This window comes from Acaryochloris marina S15, assembly GCF_018336915.1.
GTDB lineage: Bacteria > Cyanobacteriota > Cyanobacteriia > Thermosynechococcales > Thermosynechococcaceae > Acaryochloris > Acaryochloris marina_A.
On record NZ_CP064923.1, the window covers coordinates 2735344 to 2755326 of the forward strand.

Annotated in this window: 14 protein-coding genes; 10 read left to right on the top strand and 4 right to left on the bottom strand. The window is 44.7% G+C overall.

Going from position 1 to position 19983, the window contains the following annotated elements; translation table 11 throughout:
* Nucleotides 1–355: 355 nt before the first annotated feature.
* From I1H34_RS12945 to I1H34_RS12965, 5 genes are all read left to right on the top strand, one after another.
* Entirely contained in the window at nucleotides 356–2410 is a 2055-nt protein-coding gene (locus I1H34_RS12945; protein ID WP_249370085.1) for a response regulator, read from the top strand.
* 142 nt (nucleotides 2411–2552) lie between these two features.
* Nucleotides 2553–7538: a PAS domain S-box protein gene (locus I1H34_RS12950; RefSeq protein ID WP_212665974.1), complete on the top strand. Its 4986-nt coding sequence runs from the start codon at nucleotides 2553–2555 to the stop codon at nucleotides 7536–7538.
* A gap of 172 nt (nucleotides 7539–7710) precedes the next feature.
* Nucleotides 7711–8976 carry a hybrid sensor histidine kinase/response regulator gene (locus I1H34_RS12955; RefSeq protein WP_212665975.1) on the top strand — a complete coding sequence of 422 codons (1266 nt, stop codon included), beginning with the start codon at nucleotides 7711–7713 and terminating at the stop codon, nucleotides 8974–8976.
* Between the two features lie 478 nt (nucleotides 8977–9454).
* Nucleotides 9455–10939, top strand: coding sequence for a glutamate synthase small subunit (gltD, locus tag I1H34_RS12960; protein WP_212665976.1), 1485 nt, complete (start codon nucleotides 9455–9457; stop codon nucleotides 10937–10939).
* A gap of 48 nt (nucleotides 10940–10987) precedes the next feature.
* Nucleotides 10988–11197, top strand: a complete 210-nt coding sequence (locus tag I1H34_RS12965; RefSeq protein WP_212665977.1) for a hypothetical protein — start codon at nucleotides 10988–10990, stop codon at nucleotides 11195–11197.
* 3 nt (nucleotides 11198–11200) lie between these two features.
* Here the strand turns inward: I1H34_RS12965 and I1H34_RS12970 are convergent, their stop codons facing one another.
* Complete coding sequence (locus tag I1H34_RS12970) at nucleotides 11201–11686, bottom strand: CRR6 family NdhI maturation factor (RefSeq protein WP_212665978.1); 486 nt, start codon at nucleotides 11684–11686, stop codon at nucleotides 11201–11203.
* A gap of 226 nt (nucleotides 11687–11912) precedes the next feature.
* Here I1H34_RS12970 and I1H34_RS12975 point away from each other — a divergent pair, with 226 nt between their 5' ends.
* From I1H34_RS12975 to I1H34_RS12985, 3 genes are all read left to right on the top strand, one after another.
* Nucleotides 11913–12386 carry a Fur family transcriptional regulator gene (locus I1H34_RS12975; protein ID WP_212665979.1) on the top strand — a complete coding sequence of 158 codons (474 nt, stop codon included), beginning with the start codon at nucleotides 11913–11915 and terminating at the stop codon, nucleotides 12384–12386.
* Nucleotides 12387–12503: 117 nt separating this feature from the next.
* Nucleotides 12504–13571, top strand: a complete 1068-nt coding sequence (gene hemE / locus I1H34_RS12980) for a uroporphyrinogen decarboxylase (RefSeq protein ID WP_212665980.1) — start codon at nucleotides 12504–12506, stop codon at nucleotides 13569–13571.
* A gap of 509 nt (nucleotides 13572–14080) precedes the next feature.
* Nucleotides 14081–15307, top strand: coding sequence for an MBL fold metallo-hydrolase (locus I1H34_RS12985; protein WP_212665981.1), 1227 nt, complete (start codon nucleotides 14081–14083; stop codon nucleotides 15305–15307).
* 7 nt (nucleotides 15308–15314) lie between these two features.
* Here the strand turns inward: I1H34_RS12985 and I1H34_RS12990 are convergent, their stop codons facing one another.
* On the bottom strand, nucleotides 15315–15797 hold the full coding sequence (locus I1H34_RS12990; RefSeq protein ID WP_212665982.1) for a Rab family GTPase: 483 nt from the start codon (nucleotides 15795–15797) through the stop codon (nucleotides 15315–15317).
* Between the two features lie 506 nt (nucleotides 15798–16303).
* Between I1H34_RS12990 and I1H34_RS12995 the strand changes: the two genes are divergently transcribed.
* Nucleotides 16304–17068 (top strand): roadblock/LC7 domain-containing protein, encoded by a 765-nt coding sequence (locus I1H34_RS12995; protein WP_212665983.1) that lies wholly within the window; start codon nucleotides 16304–16306, stop codon nucleotides 17066–17068.
* 98 nt (nucleotides 17069–17166) lie between these two features.
* Nucleotides 17167–17988: a DUF3298 and DUF4163 domain-containing protein gene (locus I1H34_RS13000; protein ID WP_212665984.1), complete on the top strand. Its 822-nt coding sequence runs from the start codon at nucleotides 17167–17169 to the stop codon at nucleotides 17986–17988.
* A gap of 2 nt (nucleotides 17989–17990) precedes the next feature.
* Here the strand turns inward: I1H34_RS13000 and I1H34_RS13005 are convergent, their stop codons facing one another.
* Nucleotides 17991–19001: an ATP-grasp domain-containing protein gene (locus I1H34_RS13005; RefSeq protein ID WP_212665985.1), complete on the bottom strand. Its 1011-nt coding sequence runs from the start codon at nucleotides 18999–19001 to the stop codon at nucleotides 17991–17993.
* Nucleotides 19002–19023: 22 nt separating this feature from the next.
* Nucleotides 19024–19977 (bottom strand): DMT family transporter, encoded by a 954-nt coding sequence (locus tag I1H34_RS13010; RefSeq protein ID WP_212665986.1) that lies wholly within the window; start codon nucleotides 19975–19977, stop codon nucleotides 19024–19026.
* Nucleotides 19978–19983 lie beyond the last annotated feature (6 nt).

A 19983-nucleotide genomic window follows, 5' to 3' on the forward strand; every position in this document is an offset into this window, starting at 1 on the left:
TTTTATGGCGGGGTAGATAGACTAGATTGATCCATTATTTTCTCGATTAACGCTGGGTTTCTCAGGTAAAAATCAAGTTACATGCATAGCCCTGATGAATGCTCGTTGAATTGTTGATAAAGTTAATGCTTTGCGCCTTAGTTGATGTTAAACATAACCTTGTTTGTGATTACGGTAGAATCAAATAGATATTGGGAATAATAGATTCGCCCCAAGTGAGTTTGAAGAACTTCTTTTTAAACCAAAGCTAGTTCTAACTACCTTAATTTATTTCCATGAGAGTGTTGGTGCTGTATGGTCCAACTAACGTGCAGGTGATTGGTTCAGGGAAATGTACAATCTAGATGATAGTCTCATGCCTGATGCACCTATCTTTGTCATTGAAGACGATCCCAGTGAGTGCGTTGAGCAAGCAAATACTTCTGTTTTACCTGCTTGGAAAGTTCTGATTGTTGATGATGATCCAGAGGTTCATGAAGCAACCATTCTTGCTTGTGGTTCCTTTGAATTTGAACATAGGCCGTTAAATTTGCTGTCTGCCTATTCTGGGACTGAGGCACGAACGGTCTTGCAGGACCATCCTGATGTTGCTTTGCTACTGCTAGATGTAGTGATGGAAACCAGCCAAGCCGGGCTAGAGTTGGTGAAGTATGTTCGCACGACCTTAAATAATCAGATCATCCGAATTATCTTGAGGACGGGACAACCGGGCGAAGCTCCTGAACTTGATGTCATTCGAGATTACGATATCAATGACTATCGCTTAAAAATTGATCTCACGCGACAACGGTTACTGACAACGGTCATTACAACCTTGCGCTCCTATCGAGATTTGGTGACTTTAGATGCAACGAATAAAGAGTTAGACACCCTTTACAGTCAACAAATCGTGGCTAACCAAAAAATTGAACGACAACAACAAGAATTGATTGCTCAAAACCAGGCTTTAACCACTGCCAAGCAGCAGGCGGTCAAGGCAAATCAGGCAAAAAGTGTTTTCCTGGGAAATATGAGTCATGAGTTGCGAACACCGCTGAATGCCGTTTTGGGCTATACCCAACTGTTAGCACGAGAGCCTCAACTCCAGGCTTTTACCAAAGAGTTAGAAACCATTAATCGCTGCGGCAAGCACTTATTAGTACTCATTAATGATGTCTTGGATTTATCCCGCATTGACTCGGGACAGGTGGTTCTGAATATTGATACATTTAGTTTCCATGAATTATTGAAAACATTAAAAGATATTTGGACAACAAAAGCCCAACATAAAGGTCTGGATTATCAGTTGGAATGGGGATCAGACTTGCCCCATTATGTGCGCACGGATGAAGGTAAGCTTCGCCAAGTTCTGATGAATTTGTTGAGCAATGCGATTAAATTTACTGAACAAGGACATATAACCTTTCGGATTCATCAAACTGCAGTCGAGCCATCAAGGCTGAATGAAGGACCTCATCTCCCTCTTACCCCTCACTACTGGCTGAATTTTGAAGTCCGAGATTCTGGTCCTGGCATTTCGGCGAAAGAGTTAGAACATATTTTTCACCCCTTTATTCAAGGAGAACAGGCCCGTAGCATCGTGGACGAAGGAACGGGTTTGGGGTTAGCGATTAGCCATCAATTTGTATCATTGATGGGGGGGGATTTATCGGTTACAAGTTCTCTAGGTGCAGGAAGTTGTTTTAAATTTTCTGTTCCAGTAGAGCAGGCCCAAGCCTGCGTGAAGACACCCTTAGTTGAAAAAGCTAAGGTAACAAGTCTGGCTCCTAATCAGCCAACCTACCGTATTTTAGTTGTGGATGATCAGCCTGATAATTGTAGTTTCCTGACTAAGCTACTGGGGATAGTAGGATTTGAGGCTCAGGCTGTCTATAGTGGCGAGGCTGCTATTTCGAAGTGGCTAGATTGGCATCCTCATCTGATTTGGATGGATATCCGGATGGATGGGCAGGATGGTTATGAAACGACTGAGCAGATTAAAGCCGATAGTTCTGCGCCAACTCCGGTGATTGTGGCACTCACAGCCTTTGCGTTTGAAGAAGATAAAGAAAAAGCTTTGGCCTTAGGCTTTGATGATTTTGTGCGCAAGCCGTTCCAAGAATCCGAGATTTTTGAGAAACTGGCCACTCATTTAGGTATTGAATATCTCTATGATGGAGAGGGTCCCTTACAGCCTGAAGTGTTGTCTCCTCTGACTTCGGAACAGCTAGAGTTTATTGAGAGGGAGCAACTTCAGCATCTCTATGATGCGGCTTTGAGCCTTGATCCGAATCGCACGGCCCACCTGTTAGCCGAATTACCCACAGGGCATGAGGGGATTCGAAAACAATTGCTGTCCCTATCTGATAACTTTCGCTTTGATATCATTATTCAGTTAATAGAGCCTTTGGTTGGATCGTCAGTACAATGACTCTAAATTAGGTCGAATTTCATGGATACAACCGTATTATTCTCTTTTTGTCAGTTTTTCTATCTGGGAAGCAAATTTTCTGGAAGTGAGGGCAGATAAAGAGAGGAGGGTATGCTGAGATGAGTAGCTCTGCCAGGGAACGATGATGAATCTAAATGGCCATCAACAACTCCTCAGCACTTTAACTCAGATTTTGGTTGAATCGGGCTCTTTACAGCAGGATCTAATCGAGTATTGTCATCAATTAGAACAACAAATTGCGCCCTCAGATACTGCTCATTCAGGCCTTGCCGGCAACCGCCTAGATCCTTATCAATATTCTATTTTTGATGCTGCACCGGATGCGATCGCACTATGCGAATCCGGATGTATCACTTATGTTAATCCTCAGCATTTGCACCTGTTTGGCTATTCAGCACTCGAACAATTGCTTGGAAAACCTTGGCAAGTGCTCTATTCCCAAGAAGAAGCCCAACGAATAGAAACGGATGTCTTTTCAACATTATTTGAGGAACAGAGTTGGCAAGGTGAGGCCTACGCCCAACGCCAAGGAGGTGAAGCGTTTATTGCTGAAATATCTTTCTCCTTTGCCCAGCCAGATCAAATTCTGATGGTGAGTCGAGATGTGACGCATCAGGCCTATGCGGAGAGCTGGCAAGATGCTCAGACTACTATTCTCAAACAACTCGCCACTGGCACCTCTACCCTAGAAGTGCTAGAGACGATTATAGATAGTCTTGAATGCCATTTGTTAGGAGGCAAGGGCACAATTCTTCGAGTAGATCCCTGGAACTATCTCCGTCTGGGGGTTGCCCCTCATTTACCACCAGAGATTATCAATACAGTCGATGGGATTGAAGTTTCAGACACAGGTGGAACCATTAGCCGAGCTGCCTTTTTGAAGGAACCTATTATCTCAGAGCTCACCGCCTATTCACCCCTAACAGCAGCAGAACAAATTGCTATTGAAAAAGGGTTTCAGTCCTGTTGGTCCTTTCCTATTTTAGATAGTCAAGTCCAGGTCGTCGGGGTAATGGCAGTTTATTTCAAAACATCCAGAGTCCCTACAGAACATGAGCAAAAATTTATTGATATTGCGATTGATCTCGCCGATCTTGCTTTAGAACAGCAGCAAAGTCGGTCACAACAGCAGGAAATATCATCCGAGATTCTGCGCTCCAATGCTGAGTTACAGGCCATTTTTGATACGTTTCCCGATTTGCTTCTGCGTGTAAATAGCTATGGAACACTATTGGGCTTCAAAGGAGGACATCATCAAGACAATCCATTTGATCAGCCTGAAGCCTTTTTGGGGAAGCAAATTCAGTCAATTTTGCCTGAAGAGGTCTCTAAGCAATTCCTAACGGCTTTGACGGCTGTCTTAGAGTCACAACAGATTCAACAGATTGAGTATTCTCTTTCCAGGAATGATGTAACTCAATATTATGAGGCTCGATTACTCCCCTCTGAACAGCAGCAAGTTTTAGCTTTGATCAGAAATGTTAGTGATCGCAAACGAGCAGAGCTGGCTTTATCAGGTTTGTTTAAAGGGACCTCCAAGGTCACGGGGGATGATTTCTTCCAAGTCTTGGTCCAAGAAATTGCTGCCACTCTCAATATGTCCGAAGTGATGCTGTCTCAGGTAGTTGGAGAGGCCCTATCCACCCTGGCCTTCTTTGCCGATGGCAAAATGCAGCCAAATGTGATCTACCCCGTTTCACATACCCCTTGTGAAATTACCCTGCGGGATGGTGCCTATTGCTGTGAACAGGGGGTGCAGGCCACCTTTCCTGAAGATCCAGACTTGGTCCACCTGAAAGCCGAGAGTTACATTGGTTATATTCTGCAAGACTCTGAGGGGAAGCCCATCGGAGTCTTATGTTGCTTAAGTTCTTCTCCCATTCCAGACGGAGATTTTGCTTATTCCATTTTGCAAATCTTTGGTGCTAGGGCAGGCGCAGAATTAGAAAGACTGCAAGGAATTAAAGCGCTGGAGCAGCTTAATTCAGAACTAGAAGCACACGTTCGCAACCGCACCCTAGCTTTGAGACAGTCTCAACAAGATTTACGAACTATTCTCAATACCGCTTATGACGGTATTTATATTCATACTCTCCAGGGAGAGCTGCTTGATGTCAACCAGCGCACCCTAGATATCCATGGCTTAACGAGAGAAAAGATCTTGCAGATGAATCTGGCTGATTTGGTCTCCGAAGGATCTCTTCAGCTATTTCAGCAGCATTTTCAACAGGCGAGCCAGGGAATTAGCCTCCAGTTTGAAGACATGGCCAAAAATTTCCAGAATCCAACAGACCCTCTGCCCGTAGAGATCCGAATTAGAAAGGTTGCTCTCAAACGGAATCCAGTTTTGATTACAACTTTGAGTGATATCTCGCGTAGAAAGCAGCAGCAAAATGCGATTGAATCGATCGTTAAAGGAACAGCAGATAAAACGGGTGCAGATTTTTATCAATCTTGTGTCCAGTATCTTGCAGATATCTTTCGGGTGAACTACGCATTTGTCGCCAAAATAAAGGATGATGCCTGGACTCAATCCCAAGTCTTGGCCATGTGGACCGGGGATAGTTTTGCCACCCCTTATGATTTAGATTTAGCCGACACTCCTTATTTGGAAACCTATCGACATGAATGGTTTTGTGTCCCGAATTCTCTTGCGACTAAATTTCCTACTCTCTCAAAAAACTTATCTCCTCAGGGAGAAAGTTATATTAGCTGCCTGATTAAAAACTCCCAGGGAGAAATCTTAGGCAATTTAGGGATTATCGACACAAAGCCCTTACCCATCGATACCAGTAATTTGGAGTTTGTACTCCAGTTGTTTGCAACTCGGGTGGGGGCCGAAATGGAACGGCAAGTCTCAGAAGATGCTCTCCGGCGAAGTCAAAAGCAACTGCAAGCAGTGATTGACAACTCTTCTGCGGCAATTTACTTGAAGGATTTAGAGGGAAGATATCTGATCTTTAACCGGGTTATAGGAGATTTATTCGGTATTGATCCCCAAACGTCTTTAGGCAAGACTGACTTTGACTTTTTTCCAAAAAAAATTGCAGAAAAATTGCGAGAAAATGACTGTAGTATCATAGCCGCAGGTCATCCTCAATCGATAGAAGAAGTAGTGACCCATGCGGATGGTAGCCGTCACACTTATATCGCTAATAAATTTCCGGTCTTAGATCCTCAGGGCCGAGTGTATGCCATAGGAGGGGTTTCTACTAATATTAGTGATCGCAAACGGACTGAAAATCAATTGCGGGAATCTCAACAGCTGCTTCGCCTCGTGATTGACAACATTCCCCAGATCATCTACTGGAAAGACCATGATTCTATTTATTTAGGGTGTAACCAAAATTTTGCTGCAGCTATGGGGTTGGAGGCTCCCAAGCAGGTCATTGGCAAAACGGATGATGCATTCGCACATCCCCATCATCATCTTGCTGCCAGCCAACAAAATGATGAGCTGGTATTATCTACTGGTATTCCTGAACTACATGTACTGCAGGTTTTCAACCCAGAGCACAATGACACCATTTGGGCTGACACCAACAAAATCCCCTTAAAGGATCCTTTTGATAACACGGTCGGTATTTTAGGGACTTACGAAGATATTAGCGATCGCAAACAAGCTGAACAGGCATTGAAGCAAGTCAACGAAGAGCTTGAACATCGGGTTGCGTGCAGAACGAAAGAACTCCAGGCTGCCAAAGAAACAGCAGACGCGGCCAATCGAGCTAAAAGTGACTTTCTTGCTAATATGAGTCACGAATTACGAACTCCCCTGAATGGCATTTTGGGGTACGCTCAGATTCTCAAGCGCGACCACCATATCTTGCCTCACCACCAACGAGCATTAAATATCATTCACCAAAGTGGTGAACATCTCTTGACTCTCATTGATGACATCCTCGATATTGCCAAAATCGAGGCCAGGAAACTAGAGCTAAATACCTCAGATATTCATTTGCCATCCCTATTAGAGAGTATTGTGAACCTCGCTCAAATGCGGGTGCAAGCAAAGAATATCAAGTTTGTCTATCAGCCGGCTGACGCTCTTCCTCAAGGAATTCAGGCTGATAAGAAGTGCCTACGTCAAATCCTACTTAATCTGTTGAGTAATGCCATTAAGTTTACAGATCAAGGTCAAGTCACTTTATCTGTAGAGATTGAGCAACGAACGTCCCAGCAAGTCATACTTAAATTCGCCATAGCCGATACAGGAATTGGAATTTCTCCAGACCAAATTGAGCAGATTTTTCACCCCTTTGAGCAAGTTGGAGAACTTCATCGCCGAGCTGAGGGGACAGGGCTGGGACTATCCATATCTCGCCAACTGGTTGAACTGATGGGAGGAACACTTCAAGCTGAAAGTTGCGTAGGGAAAGGCTCTATATTTTGGTTTTCCGTTCCATTTGGATCCTCGGAACAACTTGTCCCAGTGCAGACAGTCGGTGGCCCCATTGTTGGATATACTGGTCCCCCACGCCGACTACTAATTGTTGATGATAGCGCGGTCAATCGGTCTGTTTTGGTATCTATGCTAGAACCCCTTGGCTTTATCCTAGAGTTGGCAGAAGATGGGCAACAAGGCCTAGAAAAAGCGATTGAGTGTAAACCAGAGCTTATCCTTAGTGATTTAGTCATGCCTAACAAAGACGGATGGGCAATGATTAAGGAAATACGGCAAATTCCTGAATTTGAGAACATTCCTATTTTCGCGATTTCTGCTAGTGTGCAAGCAGTGGATCAACAAAATAGCCAAGATGCTGGATGTGATGCTTTTATCCCTAAACCTATAGAAGACATGACTTTGTATACTCTGCTGGCTGAGTATTTACAGTTGGAATGGAATTTTGCTTTGAGTGCGACTGCTCAATCAACAACAAACAATAGTGATCTACCAGTGCTTGTTGTCCCTGATCAAAACTGTTTACAGCAGCTGTATGAACTAGCCATGCTTGGAAACATGACCCAAATGCGTCGAGAGGCTTCTAGCCTGGTAATCTCAAAACAACAGTTAGCGCCCTTTGCTAATCAATTAATCTCTCTAGCTCAGGATTTTGAGGATGAAAAAATCATGACGTTTCTCCGACAATATTTACCCCAGGAGTAGCTCCACAAATGTTGTCTTATCTGGGTTTATATTAGAGGATTAGTCTAGGTTTCTCCTGGTTAATGCCCAATATTAATGTGCTTAAGCCTAGTTGATGCTGAAGATTTTCTAACTAATGCATTCCGACAGTGCAGATTTATTTGAATGATTTGTTTTATCTGGTGTGTCTCTGATGTCTGGCGATATAGATTTTCGCAACTACACCTTATTAATCATTGATGACAATCCTAATAATCTGGGGGTTGCAGTATCGGCCCTCGAAAGTTTTGGTGCCACTATTTTAGTGTCGCGTTCGGGGGAGAGTGGTTTACAACGGGCTGCCTATGCTCAGCCCAACATCATCCTCCTAGATGTGTTGATGCCAGATATTGATGGTTTTGAAACCTGCCGACGCTTGAAAGCTAATCCCAAAACAGAACCAATTCCCGTTATCTTTATGACGGCCCTGACGTCTAACAATGACAAAGTTAAAGGCTTAGAAGTAGGAGCGGTTGACTATGTCACTAAACCTATTTACGTAGATGAGCTACTTGCAAGAGTTAAAGTTCACCTCCAGTTATATGCATTGAATCAAACATTGCAAACTCAAAATAATCAGCTGAAAGCTGAGATTGAACAGCGAATCACCACAGAAAAAACCCTGACTGAAACGATCGACCAATTGAAAAATACCCAGAGCCAACTGATAGAGTCCGAGAAAATGGCAGCTTTAGGGAATTTAGTAGCTGGCGTTGCCCATGAGATCAGCACGCCTATTGGCACAAGTATCACGGCTGCCTCAACCTTAGCCGATGAGACCCAAACTTTTCTGAAGGCAGTGGAACAAGGACAAGTTAAACGGTCTGTCTTTAGCCGTTATATCCACGTAGCAAAAAGTAGCTCCAAATTAGTCCTCAGCAATTTACATCGAGCTGGAGATCTAGTGCGTAGTTTTAAGCTTGTTGCAGTTGACCAATCTCATCAGGAACAACGGGAATTTAATGTCAAATCTTATTTGCAAGAGGTGGTCAATAGCTTGAGACCTCAACTCAAAAATAGCAAGCATCAATTACTTTTAACCGGAGATGATTCCCTTGTAATTACTAGCTACCCTGGGCTCCTTGCCCAAATTGTTACCAACTTGGTCACTAATTCCCTCACCCATGCCTATCAACCTTCTGAACCAGGGCTTATGCAGGTGGATATTCAGAAGGAATTTCAGGGTCTGCAACTCATCTATAGTGATGATGGTTGTGGCATTCCGCCAGAGAAACAACGCAAGATTTTCGAGCCTTTTTATACGACTGCCCGTGATCGCGGTGGGACCGGGCTTGGATTACATATTGTCTATAATCTCGTTACTCAGTCCTTCTCGGGCAAGATTAAAGTGGATAGCCAGGCTGGCAAAGGAACTAAGTTCCTGATCTCTTTGCCTCAAGAGCTTTTGAAATCTGAATGATTAGCTCTAATTTCCCTACGAAGTAACGTAAAACAACCCTGGCCAAGGATATGCGTGACCTACTTTTTGAGATTTTAGAACTTTTTTCAAGGCAACCGGTAAGATATCGTGAATGATACTGTGTTTACCTGAAGGCTCATATGTCTGTGGCGTAAGTGCTTACAGGTTTACCAATAATTATGCACCATCGACTTTTTGGGGTTGATAGTGCGGGGGTTGAATGGGTGGACTTCTTGAAATGCGATCGCTTTGTCGTTCCTATTTTCCTTCTATTAGGGGCGATCAGGGAATAATTGTGATCTTATGTCTCGATCTAAATAATAGAGATTAAGTTATTGAATACAGCACATCCCCTTGACTTTATAGAGGTCTGGAGAAAAAAATAAGAATCTTGGCGTCCCGATTCGTTAGTGAAAGGGTGAAAGCTAAGATCTCGATGGCGCTTACTGGCTCAAGACTATTTACTTTAGACACGACTATGGGTAAACCTACTGGTTTTATTGAATTCGTTCGCGAAATTCCAACGGATCGTCCCCCGCTGGAACGGATTAAAAATTGGGATGAATTCCATCAGCATTTACCCGAAGATCGTCTCCGTGACCAAGGCGCAAGGTGTATGGATTGTGGTACACCGTTTTGCCATACCGGGACGATTATTAGCAATATGGCTAGTGGGTGCCCTATTAATAATCTGATCCCGGAATGGAATGATTTAGTGTATCGAGGACTGTGGCGAGAGGCTCTCGATCGACTCCATAAGACCAATAATTTTCCAGAATTTACCGGTCGAGTCTGCCCAGCACCTTGTGAAGGCTCCTGTGTACTGGGGATAACAAATCCTCCCGTAACCATCAAAAATATTGAGCAGACCATTGTTGATAGAGGCTGGGAAGAGGGGTGGATTACTCCTCAACCTCCGGAAAAACGCACCGGCAAAAAGGTTGCTGTGGTGGGTTCAGGGCCTGCAGGATTATGTGCTGCCGCCCAGCTCAATAAGGCTGGTCATTGGGTGACGGTGCTGGAGCGGGCCGATCGACCTGGCGGTTTGTTGACCTATGGCATTCCCAACATGAAGTTGGAGAAAGAGCAGGTGGTCATGCGCCGTATCCAAATACTAGAAGAAGAAGGGGTGAAGTTTGTTTGTAATACCGAAGTTGGCAAAGATCTGACCGCTGACTCCTTGTTGAAGGATTTTGATGCTGTTGTTCTATGTACAGGTTCTACTCGTCCCCGTGATTTGCCTATTGAAGGTCGGGATTTGCAGGGCATTCACTTTGCAATGGATTTTCTGACAGCCAATACTAAAGCAGTAATGGATTCAAGTTTGAATGACCAGGTGATTTCAGCCCAGGGCAAAGATGTGGTCGTCATTGGTGGTGGAGATACCGGTACAGACTGTGTGGGGACTTCCATTCGCCACAACTGCAAGAGTTTAGTGCAGCTAGAAATTATGCCCAAACCACCTCAGGAGCGGGCTGCTAATAACCCTTGGCCTGAATGGCCAAAGGTTTATCGTCTTGATTATGGCCAGGAAGAGGCTGCTGCTATCTTTGGGGATGATCCAAGGGGCTATTTGACGATGACGACCCGCTTTGAAGGGGATGAACAGGGGCATGTAAAAGCCCTCCACACCGTACAAGTGGCTTGGGAAAAGGATGAGCAAGGTCGGTTTACGCCTGTTCACGTGCCTGGGTCTGAAAAAGTAATTCCAGCTCAACTGGTGCTGCTGGCAATGGGCTTTTTAGGGCCAGAACAGCCACTGCTAGATTCTTTGGACTTAGACCTCGATCCTCGGGGTAATGTCAAAGCTGAGTATGAGCAATATACGACTAGTCTCCCAGGGGTGTTTGCAGCAGGAGATTGCCGTCGGGGCCAAAGCCTTGTAGTGTGGGCGTTTAATGAAGGGCGAGGGGCGGCTCGGGAATGCGATCGCTACCTGATGGGGCAAACTGATTTGCCCTAGTTATAGTGTTGGCTTTAGAGAATGACTGTCCTCAACTGTTAGTACGACATGAAACCTTCTCCACAAACCGTTTATGACAATCTCAATTTGCTTGAGCAAGTCGATAAAGTGAGTAGCGCACGATATCGTCAGATGGCTCAAGATATTTTGGCGGACCCCGAGGTAAGTTTGCAATGGCGAGAAGCCATTGCAGAGCGTCTCAACCAAGCCAATCGTCAGCTAGGGCTGCAAACTGCTAGCGATGGTGATAGTTACTAGTCCTTAGTCAGGATGAGCTTGGATCAGATCAAAAATGGTGTTGTCCAGCTCATAGCCAAACATCTCCGCCATTTGTATGACTTTGGTATTACTATCATGCCCTAAGGATCGGAGCCAGCGGGTGATCACGAAGACCTTATGCATCATTAAAATATCCAAGGCTTGGGGATTGAAGAGAATGCCTTCTTTTTCGCTGAACTGGTGAGGAACGAGCATGGCAACATAGCGGACTAATTCACCAGAACGCCAGTCCAGCAGTAACGGTAACCAAGGATAAAGACTGTCTAAGCGAATAAACCATAAGCGCACTTCTGGGATCTCGGACCATTCTTGCGGGGCATCAGCCGGTTGGGGATAGTCAATTTGAAATTTTACTTCTTGCTCATGGGCCAAAATGTCTTTGGTAAGCCAAGTTTCCAAAAGAGGACGGATGGGTGATAAGTCTAGGCTGTCAATATGAGTCGCGTTGATGGCAATCGTTTCGGTCATAGTCTGGATCAGTTTGAAAGGGGTGTGAAAGGGCGATAAAACGGAATCGGTTCGGGTTTAGGTATGATAGAGAAGAATGGCAATGCGGCTCAGTTCCGTCTGTGCTATTGGGCTTGAGTTGAGTATGACTGGCTGTCAAACACAGATGATATCTAGCTTGACTGAATTTTGTTTGTTTAGGTTTACCTTGACCCATTAAAGCTCGAAATCGTTGTTTAGTGTTGGGATGTACCGAGTGTTGGACGTTGAGCCTGAAACCCCCGCCAAACCAATCACTTCCCTAGAAGAGGCGATTGACCAATGCCAAAGTTTGGGCATGCGGCTGAGTCGGCAACGGCGGTCTATTTTGGAGTTGCTTTGGCAAGGAGAAGAACATCTCTCTGCTCGACAAATCTATGATCGGCTGAATCAGGTGGGTAAAGAGATTGGCCATACATCGGTTTACCAGAATTTAGAGGCTTTGTCCCAGCAAGGAATTATTGAATGTGTGGAGCGATCAGATGGACGCTTATATGGCAACTTAAGTCATTCTCATAGCCATATTAATTGTCTAGATACCGATCAAATTATTGATATTCAAGTTGAATTACCCCCGGAATTGATTGCTCAAATCGAGGAGCGGGCAGGCGTAACGATTTCAGATTATCGGGTAGACTTCTTTGCTTACCGCCACTCAAATCCAAAAAATGTAGCCAATTAATCCTAAACTAGATCCAGCAAGCAGATTGAAGCGGTAGGGTACCCATTGCTTTCGGATTAAGTGATGGATGTAATTGGGTTCCCTTGCCTTTGACTAAGTTAGGAGTAAAACGTACAGATGGCTGGATCTACCCAAGATGTCCCACGTCTTTTGCGGGCTGCCCGTGGGGAAGTATTGGATCGTCCCCCCGTATGGATGATGCGACAGGCGGGTCGATATATGAAGGCCTACCGAGACCTGCGAGAAAAGTATCCTTCTTTTCGGGAACGCTCTGAGATTCCTGAGGTGGCGATCGAGATCTCCCTACAGCCTTGGCGCTCCTTTCAGCCGGATGGGGTAATTCTCTTTTCTGATATTGTTACGCCATTGCCTGGAATCGGCATCAAAATGGATGTTGCTGAAGGTAAGGGACCGATCATCGAAGATCCGATCCGGACCATGGAACAGGTGAATCATCTCCATGCTTTGGAACCGGATGAGTCATTACCGTTTATTCGCCAAATTTTAACTGCCCTGCGGCAAGAAGTGGGTAATCAATCGACGGTTCTAGGATTTGTGGGTGCGCCTTGGACTTTAGCGGCCTATGCGATAGAAGGTAAAGGCTCCAAGCATTACTCCATTATTAAGGGAATGGCTTTTGATGATCCGGCCATTCTTCATGCGTTTTTGGAGAAGATCTCGGATGCGATCGCAACTTATATGTGCCACCAAATTGATTGTGGTGCACAGGTTGTTCAAATGTTTGATTCTTGGGCCGGTCAGCTGAGTCCCATTGACTTTGAAACCTTTGCTCTTCCCTACCAACAGCGGGTTTTTCGTCAGGTGAAAGAAACTCACCCGGATACCCCCTTAATTCTCTTGGCTAGCGGTAGTGCTGGCTTGCTAGAGCGGATGGCTCAGGCTGGTGCAGATATCATCAGTGTGGATTGGACCGTAGATATGGCGGATGCCCGTAAGCGCTTAGGGCCAAACCTGCATGTGCAGGGGAATATGGATCCGGGCGTGCTATTTGGGTCTCAGGATTTCATTCGCGATCGCATTTTAGATACGATTCGCAAAGCTGGCAAAAAAGGCCACATCATGAACCTCGGTCATGGCATTCTACCAACTACACCAGAAGAAAATGCTGCCTTTTTCTTTGAAACGGTTAAGCAAGCTGATCAGTTGTTAGCTGTTCCTGCTTAGAACCTTAAAATCTTAGAAAAAGCTCGATTTCGGGCTGATACTAACCATCTACTACCAGAGAGCAAGATTTTTTCTTGCTCTCTGATTTTTTAGTCATAGCCAGACTTACCCAACCATGCCTATGGCTACCAGACAAACAATCGTTGAAGAATTGAGAGGAACCTATACGGCTTATATCCTGGCCAAAAGCACACCTTAAATGCTGGAAGCGAATCATTCATCTTCGAAATTCTAGAGGACTTAAATGAGTAAAGTACTCTCCAAATATTGAGTAAGTTTCAATACAATGAAAGTAAATTCTGTGGATGCTGATGGGCTCTCTTGAAGCCTAGAGGTCTTAGATTAGGATGCAAGTTTGTACTCCTGTCCTGACTTAAAGACTGAGATCTGAAATAATCTCTCGATAAGTTAGGGCCGAATATAAATTGCTAGCATTCTTTTCCTATACCCTCCAGACTAAGAACAGTCTTTCATCCAAACCCTCAGTGCCATCTGGATAAACTACGGCCATGAGCGATATTGAAAATCTGAGAATTCACTTTTATGGTGTGCAAGGAAGTGGCTCAATCTACCCTTCTTTTCAAGAACGAAGGGCTTATCAAGCCCTGACGGATCAAGATTTACTCAAGCAGGTATTTGAAGATCTACAAAAACGGGCTGGGCCAGATGGTCGTTTAAATACGACCGTAGAAGAACTACTGGGTGGCCCCCTCAATAAAGCAACTCTTGCAGCCTATCGAAACCGTTTGGAATTTTCTCAAGCACGCATTTATGGAGGTTGGACGACCTGTATCCGGATAGAAACTGCAGATAAATACGATATCGTTTTGGACTGCGGCACTGGATTTCGGATTTGTGCCAAGGATATTATGCAGAAGTGGGAAACAGAGGAGAAAGAACAATCTTTGCTCTCCACAGACCATCCCTCAGGAATTAACCGTCACCTCTATATATTTGGAAGCCACTCTCACTTTGACCATACTGAAGGATTTGACCAGGCCGCCGTTTGCTTTGACCCTCGTAACCATATTCATGTATATGCCAATCGCCAATATCTCCAAGCGCTCGATCAAATATTAGGCATCTTTTCTCACCAGGTGGATTATCGGCTCAAAGGGGTACAAACGCCCCTAAGTTATGAATTGATGCCTGCGCAGTTTCATTCTTGGGAGATTCGAGATTTTCAGGTTGATCCACCTGCGGATACCCCAGACAAATTCGTCGACCAATATCAAGACCTAGGTCATCCCATTCATCTGGGTGAGACGATTCTACAGCCCTTCGAAGTGTTTCACCCCAGCCCTTGCTTAGCCTATCGAGTTGAACGGGGCGGCAAAGTCTTTATTTTTTGTACTGATCATGAGCTCCGCCGAGGTCAAGAGTCCGATCATCCATTACAAATCGCTAGCTTAGAGGCTGAAGAACGATTATGCCAACACAGCATGGATGCTGATATTTTGTATCGGGATGGTCAATTTTTAAGAGTTGAGTATGACGGAGACCTAGGTGTTGGCTCTCCCCATGGTGTTTCACGATTAGATTGGGGGCATAGCTGCATTGAAGATGTATTGGATATGGCCACACGATGTCGGGTCAAACAGACCTATATTGGCCATCATGATCCAAACCGTGACTGGTCGGAGCGCAATTGGCTCGATGAAACATTACAACGAAAAAGTAAACAGACAGGGCTAAATTTTGAGCTGGCTAGGGCAGAAACCATCATTGATCTCTAGGCATCTTTTACAATGCTCGCGCCAATTCTAGAAAGGCATCTTCAACTTGGTCTCCAGTTTTAGCACTACTTTCAAACACACGTCTTCCTTGACCCAAGTGATAAACCACCTCATCTCGGCTAACCTCCCAAGTTAAGTCAGACTTATTGATGATGGGTACATAGGGAACCTGGCCTAAATTTTCTTCAACCATTTTTACAAGTTCCAGAGCACATTCGAGGGAAGCTTTTCGTGTCCCATCGATCACAATTAAATATCCTGATGCTCCATGTAAATAATGAAGAGGGACAGAAAACTGATCTTCTGCTCCTGCAATATCCCATAGCAAAAGTGTGACTTGTTCTTCGCCCAGTAAGATTACTTTTTTATCTACCTTAACTCCAAGGGTTGAGTGGTATCTATCATCATAAATACTATTGACAAAACGTTGGACCAAGCTAGTCTTACCAACGCCCCACATTCCCAACATTACGACTTTATGCTTAATCATTTCGGTCTAGACTACTGCACTCAGATCATAGTTTTACTATATCGTCATTGAGGCAGCATACCATTACTCGATTCGGCTAGAAAGCATCTAATTAAAATGCTAAAAGCGAGCTGACAGTAATCCAGTACATTACTATAAATATTTCTATTAGGTGAAGATTCTAAAAATAATTAAAATCTACAAATCAATACTATTTAGATGCCAAATTTTAGTCTTAATACTATATCTACCAAAAACAAATAGCCCTGCATCATCTAAGGCCATGCTATAGAGGCAAATTTAGACAATAAAGATACTTTGAAAACAAAAAAATAAAACTATATGATAGTGACGGATACTCTATATCCCTTCAGGTGTATACCTGGCAGGTTTGCGATCGTTCACGAAAGAAGCCATGAAATGGAAAATTTTTACCTAATCATTTGCAAATTTTTCCAAAACGAGTTAGATAGCTATAAGGGGGAAATAGGTCCAAAATTCTGATTTGAATGGACCTAAAAAACTGAATGAATAAGGTAACGATTGAGACATTACTAGACGACTTTGTTTCTGCCTCTACTGAGATTCAAGGCGCGGTAATGGTTTCTCCGCAAGGACAGCTCCTGACCCAGCCCATTGGTCTTTCTGAAACTTCAACCAGCATTATGGCGGGTTCAATGTTGCAGTTAGCAGGGTGTGTGAGTGAGCAATGCCACTGGAATGCGGTCGATTGGGTAACGATTCAAGCTCTCGAAGGTTATTTAATCCTTACCCAGTGCCTTCAGGACATTTTTTTACTCATTCGATCCCAGGATGTTCCTTCTGGCTATTTACTACATTACATTCATCATTATTTGGATCGGTTAAGAACATCCTTAAGAGCACCTGACCACGATGCAACGGTTGTACAACTGAGCTATCGGCCTACAGAGTTGATTAATCAGTCTTCGATTGGCACTCTCGTGCCGCCCATGGAAAATGGGGCAGCTGCTCCCGGCCCAACCAACCCTGCCAGCATCCCTTATGCCACCTCAAATGGGGTGCAAAATAACCCTTTTATTTCACCTATTTCATCGGCACCCACGCTTCCTATTCATTTAGATGAATTTGAAATTGCCTATTGTCGACAGCAGTTAGCTGAAATCATTGGTCCCATTGCATCCTTGATTTGCGATCGCACCCTCACCAAAAACCCTAATTTGCGGCTGATGGATTTCGTGAATGCCTTGGCTCAACAGATTCCAGATCCCAAAAAATCTTTGGACTTTCAAAAACGAATATTATCCGAGTAGTGATAATCGAATTCTATAAATGTCTTGACCTAAGTCACAGCAGCACATTAGACGGCTAGGCTAATGTGGCAATACAGGTGACTTTAGGGAATTGAGCGATGAATAAGCCGAGCAAGGCTTGGGTCAGTGGGATCTTAGGGCTAGTAACTGTTCTCAATGCCAGTCACGGGGTTGCCAATCCTGTTTTGCCCCAACAAGGCGATGCAATTCCCTTTACGGTCAATGAACGGGTCGAAACAGATGGCCGCTGTGCCCAATTACCCAAAACACCCTGTACCCAGATCAAGGTAAGCTATCCCCGGTTTGAAGCTAAATCTTCATCGGTTGCCATAGATGCGATTAATAGGAATATTAAACAGTTCTTGCTGCGGTCAGCCTCACCAGAAAATGCCCCAAAAAGCATTGAGGTAGCAATGGCTAAGTTCCTTCGGGACTACGAAAAGGCAAGTCGGGAGTATCCTCACCAGGGAGTTTGGGCAGACGAGAAGACGGTAGAAATACTACAAAATCGGCCCAAGTTATTGAGTCTTCAGTATTCTCATTACTGGTATACCGGTGGAGCCCATCCCAATTCTAGTCGGACCTATTGGAACTATGATCCGAGCACAGGAAAGCAAATTCAGCTGTCAGATTTATTGGTGGAAGGATATGCTCCAAAGCTGAATAGGATCGCAGAAAAGCATTTTCGAAAAGTCAGGGAACTAGATGCCAACACAAGTTTGAGTCAAGTTGGATTTTGGTTTGAAAACGGCCAGTTTAAGGTGAATACCAATTTTGCCCTGGGGAGCAAGGGCTTGATCTTCTTTTTTAACACTTATGAAATTAGCCCCTATGTGATGGGTCCAACTGAGATTCTCATTCCCTATGAAGAACTGAAAGGTCTGCTCAAAGATGAGGCCTCTTTCCTTCAAGACGCATGACTTTAAGCTCGTTCCGAGGGCTTGAGGTTGCGGGCATAGTCCAGCATCCAGTTCGTTAAGCGATCGCAGATGGGTTTTCCCGTTAAAGTTTGCAAGCGAGCAAAGCCACCAATGTTGCCAGCATTGATTTCGCTGATTTTCCAGATGCCGTCATTGTCTAGCAAAAAGTCGTATCCCAGGGTATGAAGGTTGCGATCGCAATATGCTCCCACGGTTCCGGCAATCGCTTCTTGTTCTTCGGGCGTAACCTCAGCTAGGGCACAGTCGCCATCCACGCTGACGTTATTGACCCAGTAGCCCGTCCGCGATTGCCGTAAATAGGCCCCATAAATTTCACCATTTACAACCACCACCCGCTTATCACCCGCCGTGACATTCTCTAAATACCGCACGAGCTGTAGAGGCTCAGGGACGTTACCCATTAAATATCCCATCACTCGTTCAAAGGTGGAAAAATCGCGAGTTCCTGTCAAGGAATTATCCACCCAAAATTGGCCCGCTTCTCGCCAAATTTTGAAAACACCTCTCCCCCCACAGCTATTGGACCGTTTCGCCACAATTGTTTGATGCTGTTCCAGGAAACGGTAAGCCTCCTCGAACCCGCTTGTAATCAAGGTATCAGGAATATATGGCCCAGCAATTTTAGCTAGAAAGTCAGGCTGCATTTGCTCCTGCTTACTCACCGGGTCATTCACAAACCGCACTTGCTGGGACCACTGACCCAAAATATCGAGATAACCAGGAGGGAATGGCTTTAGTCGACGGCAGAATACTAAATCAAATTCAGATAGTGCATAGCGAGCGCGAGGCAATGTATCTAACTGTAAAAACTGATCATAAGTGAGGAACTGAGGCACCACCGCTGCCTGAACTTGATGCGGATCATTCACCCATTCTGCAGGGGCATGAAACAGTTCAATCTGATCATGCTGGGCAAAATATTGGTATGTCGTCGGTACATCCTGCAAGGGGGATGTATAGAGGGATGGATCGCAGATACAAAGAAGTTTCATAGTCGGGGTTTTTCTTATAGGGTTAGGCTGCAGATAAACTGTTTTCTCCACCTTCGGGGAGTCCTTTGGGCTGTTTTTTTCTGACATTAGAAATTAGAACCCCTGCCATGATGATCAAGAAGGCGATGCCTTGGGCTTGGGAAGGACGTTCTCCATTGAGGACAAAGGCATAGCCTATGCCAAAAACGGGGGAGAGAATGGTCCACCGGGCTACCGTTTGAGAATCAAGCTGTTTGAGAGCGGCAAACCAGGCAAATTGAGAAATCACAATGACGAACAGGGAATAAATCAACATGATCAGCCATAGCTGCCCCGAAAAGATGTCGATGAAGTGATGGGGGCCAAATAACTTGATTGCGATCGCAAAGAATACTACCGCCGCAAATGCATTCCGGGTAAAAACCACTACTCGCAGACTTGAAGAATTAGACAACAATATCTTGCTGACTAAAGCAGAGAGGGCATAAATAAATGAAGAAGCAATGATCAGTAGATCGCCATGGGAGAACTGAAACTGGTTTTGTTGAAGCGCTAGAGCAATAACACCACTCCCAATCAGGGAAAATCCCATCCATTCTGCCTTGGTAATCTTTTGTCGAAAAAAAAGTGCTCCTGCCAAGGCATAAATCACGGGTCCAAGTCGGCCCAATAGCACCGTGTTGGTAACACTCGTATCCATCAATGCCAGAAAAATCAACGCAGACAAGACCACTGCCAAACAGCCATTAATCACTAGCCCCAGGCGAACCCGATGGTGCAGTCGCTGCCAATCTTGCCAAATTGATTTCCAACCAAATCGAGAGAGCACCACCAGTGCAGCACAAAGATTGCCTAAAAACAGCACGTTACAGAAGGAAATGGGATGCATAACATCCCCAGCTAAATCGGGGGCATTAAGGAGTAGGAATGCAATCAAGGGTGTCCCCAGGGATCGCAACGCCCGAGACAACACCAACAAGAATTTGGGATTGAACATAGAGTT

What these genes read in the sequence shown, in the direction of transcription:
- gltD (WP_212665976.1), top strand. Translation starts at nt 9,455, where the DNA reads ATGGGTAAACCTACTGGTTTTATTGAATTCGTTCGCGAAATTCCAACG.
- I1H34_RS12970 (WP_212665978.1), bottom strand. Translation starts at nt 11,686, where the DNA reads ATGACCGAAACGATTGCCATCAACGCGACTCATATTGACAGCCTAGAC.
- I1H34_RS12990 (WP_212665982.1), bottom strand. Translation starts at nt 15,797, where the DNA reads ATGATTAAGCATAAAGTCGTAATGTTGGGAATGTGGGGCGTTGGTAAG.
- I1H34_RS13000 (WP_212665984.1), top strand. Translation starts at nt 17,167, where the DNA reads ATGAATAAGCCGAGCAAGGCTTGGGTCAGTGGGATCTTAGGGCTAGTA.
- I1H34_RS12945 (WP_249370085.1), top strand. Translation starts at nt 356, where the DNA reads ATGCCTGATGCACCTATCTTTGTCATTGAAGACGATCCCAGTGAGTGC.
- I1H34_RS13005 (WP_212665985.1), bottom strand. Translation starts at nt 19,001, where the DNA reads ATGAAACTTCTTTGTATCTGCGATCCATCCCTCTATACATCCCCCTTG.
- I1H34_RS12950 (WP_212665974.1), top strand. Translation starts at nt 2,553, where the DNA reads ATGATGAATCTAAATGGCCATCAACAACTCCTCAGCACTTTAACTCAG.
- I1H34_RS12995 (WP_212665983.1), top strand. Translation starts at nt 16,304, where the DNA reads ATGAATAAGGTAACGATTGAGACATTACTAGACGACTTTGTTTCTGCC.
- I1H34_RS12965 (WP_212665977.1), top strand. Translation starts at nt 10,988, where the DNA reads ATGAAACCTTCTCCACAAACCGTTTATGACAATCTCAATTTGCTTGAG.
- I1H34_RS12955 (WP_212665975.1), top strand. Translation starts at nt 7,711, where the DNA reads ATGTCTGGCGATATAGATTTTCGCAACTACACCTTATTAATCATTGAT.
- I1H34_RS12975 (WP_212665979.1), top strand. Translation starts at nt 11,913, where the DNA reads ATGTACCGAGTGTTGGACGTTGAGCCTGAAACCCCCGCCAAACCAATC.
- I1H34_RS13010 (WP_212665986.1), bottom strand. Translation starts at nt 19,977, where the DNA reads ATGTTCAATCCCAAATTCTTGTTGGTGTTGTCTCGGGCGTTGCGATCC.
- hemE (WP_212665980.1), top strand. Translation starts at nt 12,504, where the DNA reads ATGGCTGGATCTACCCAAGATGTCCCACGTCTTTTGCGGGCTGCCCGT.
- I1H34_RS12985 (WP_212665981.1), top strand. Translation starts at nt 14,081, where the DNA reads ATGAGCGATATTGAAAATCTGAGAATTCACTTTTATGGTGTGCAAGGA.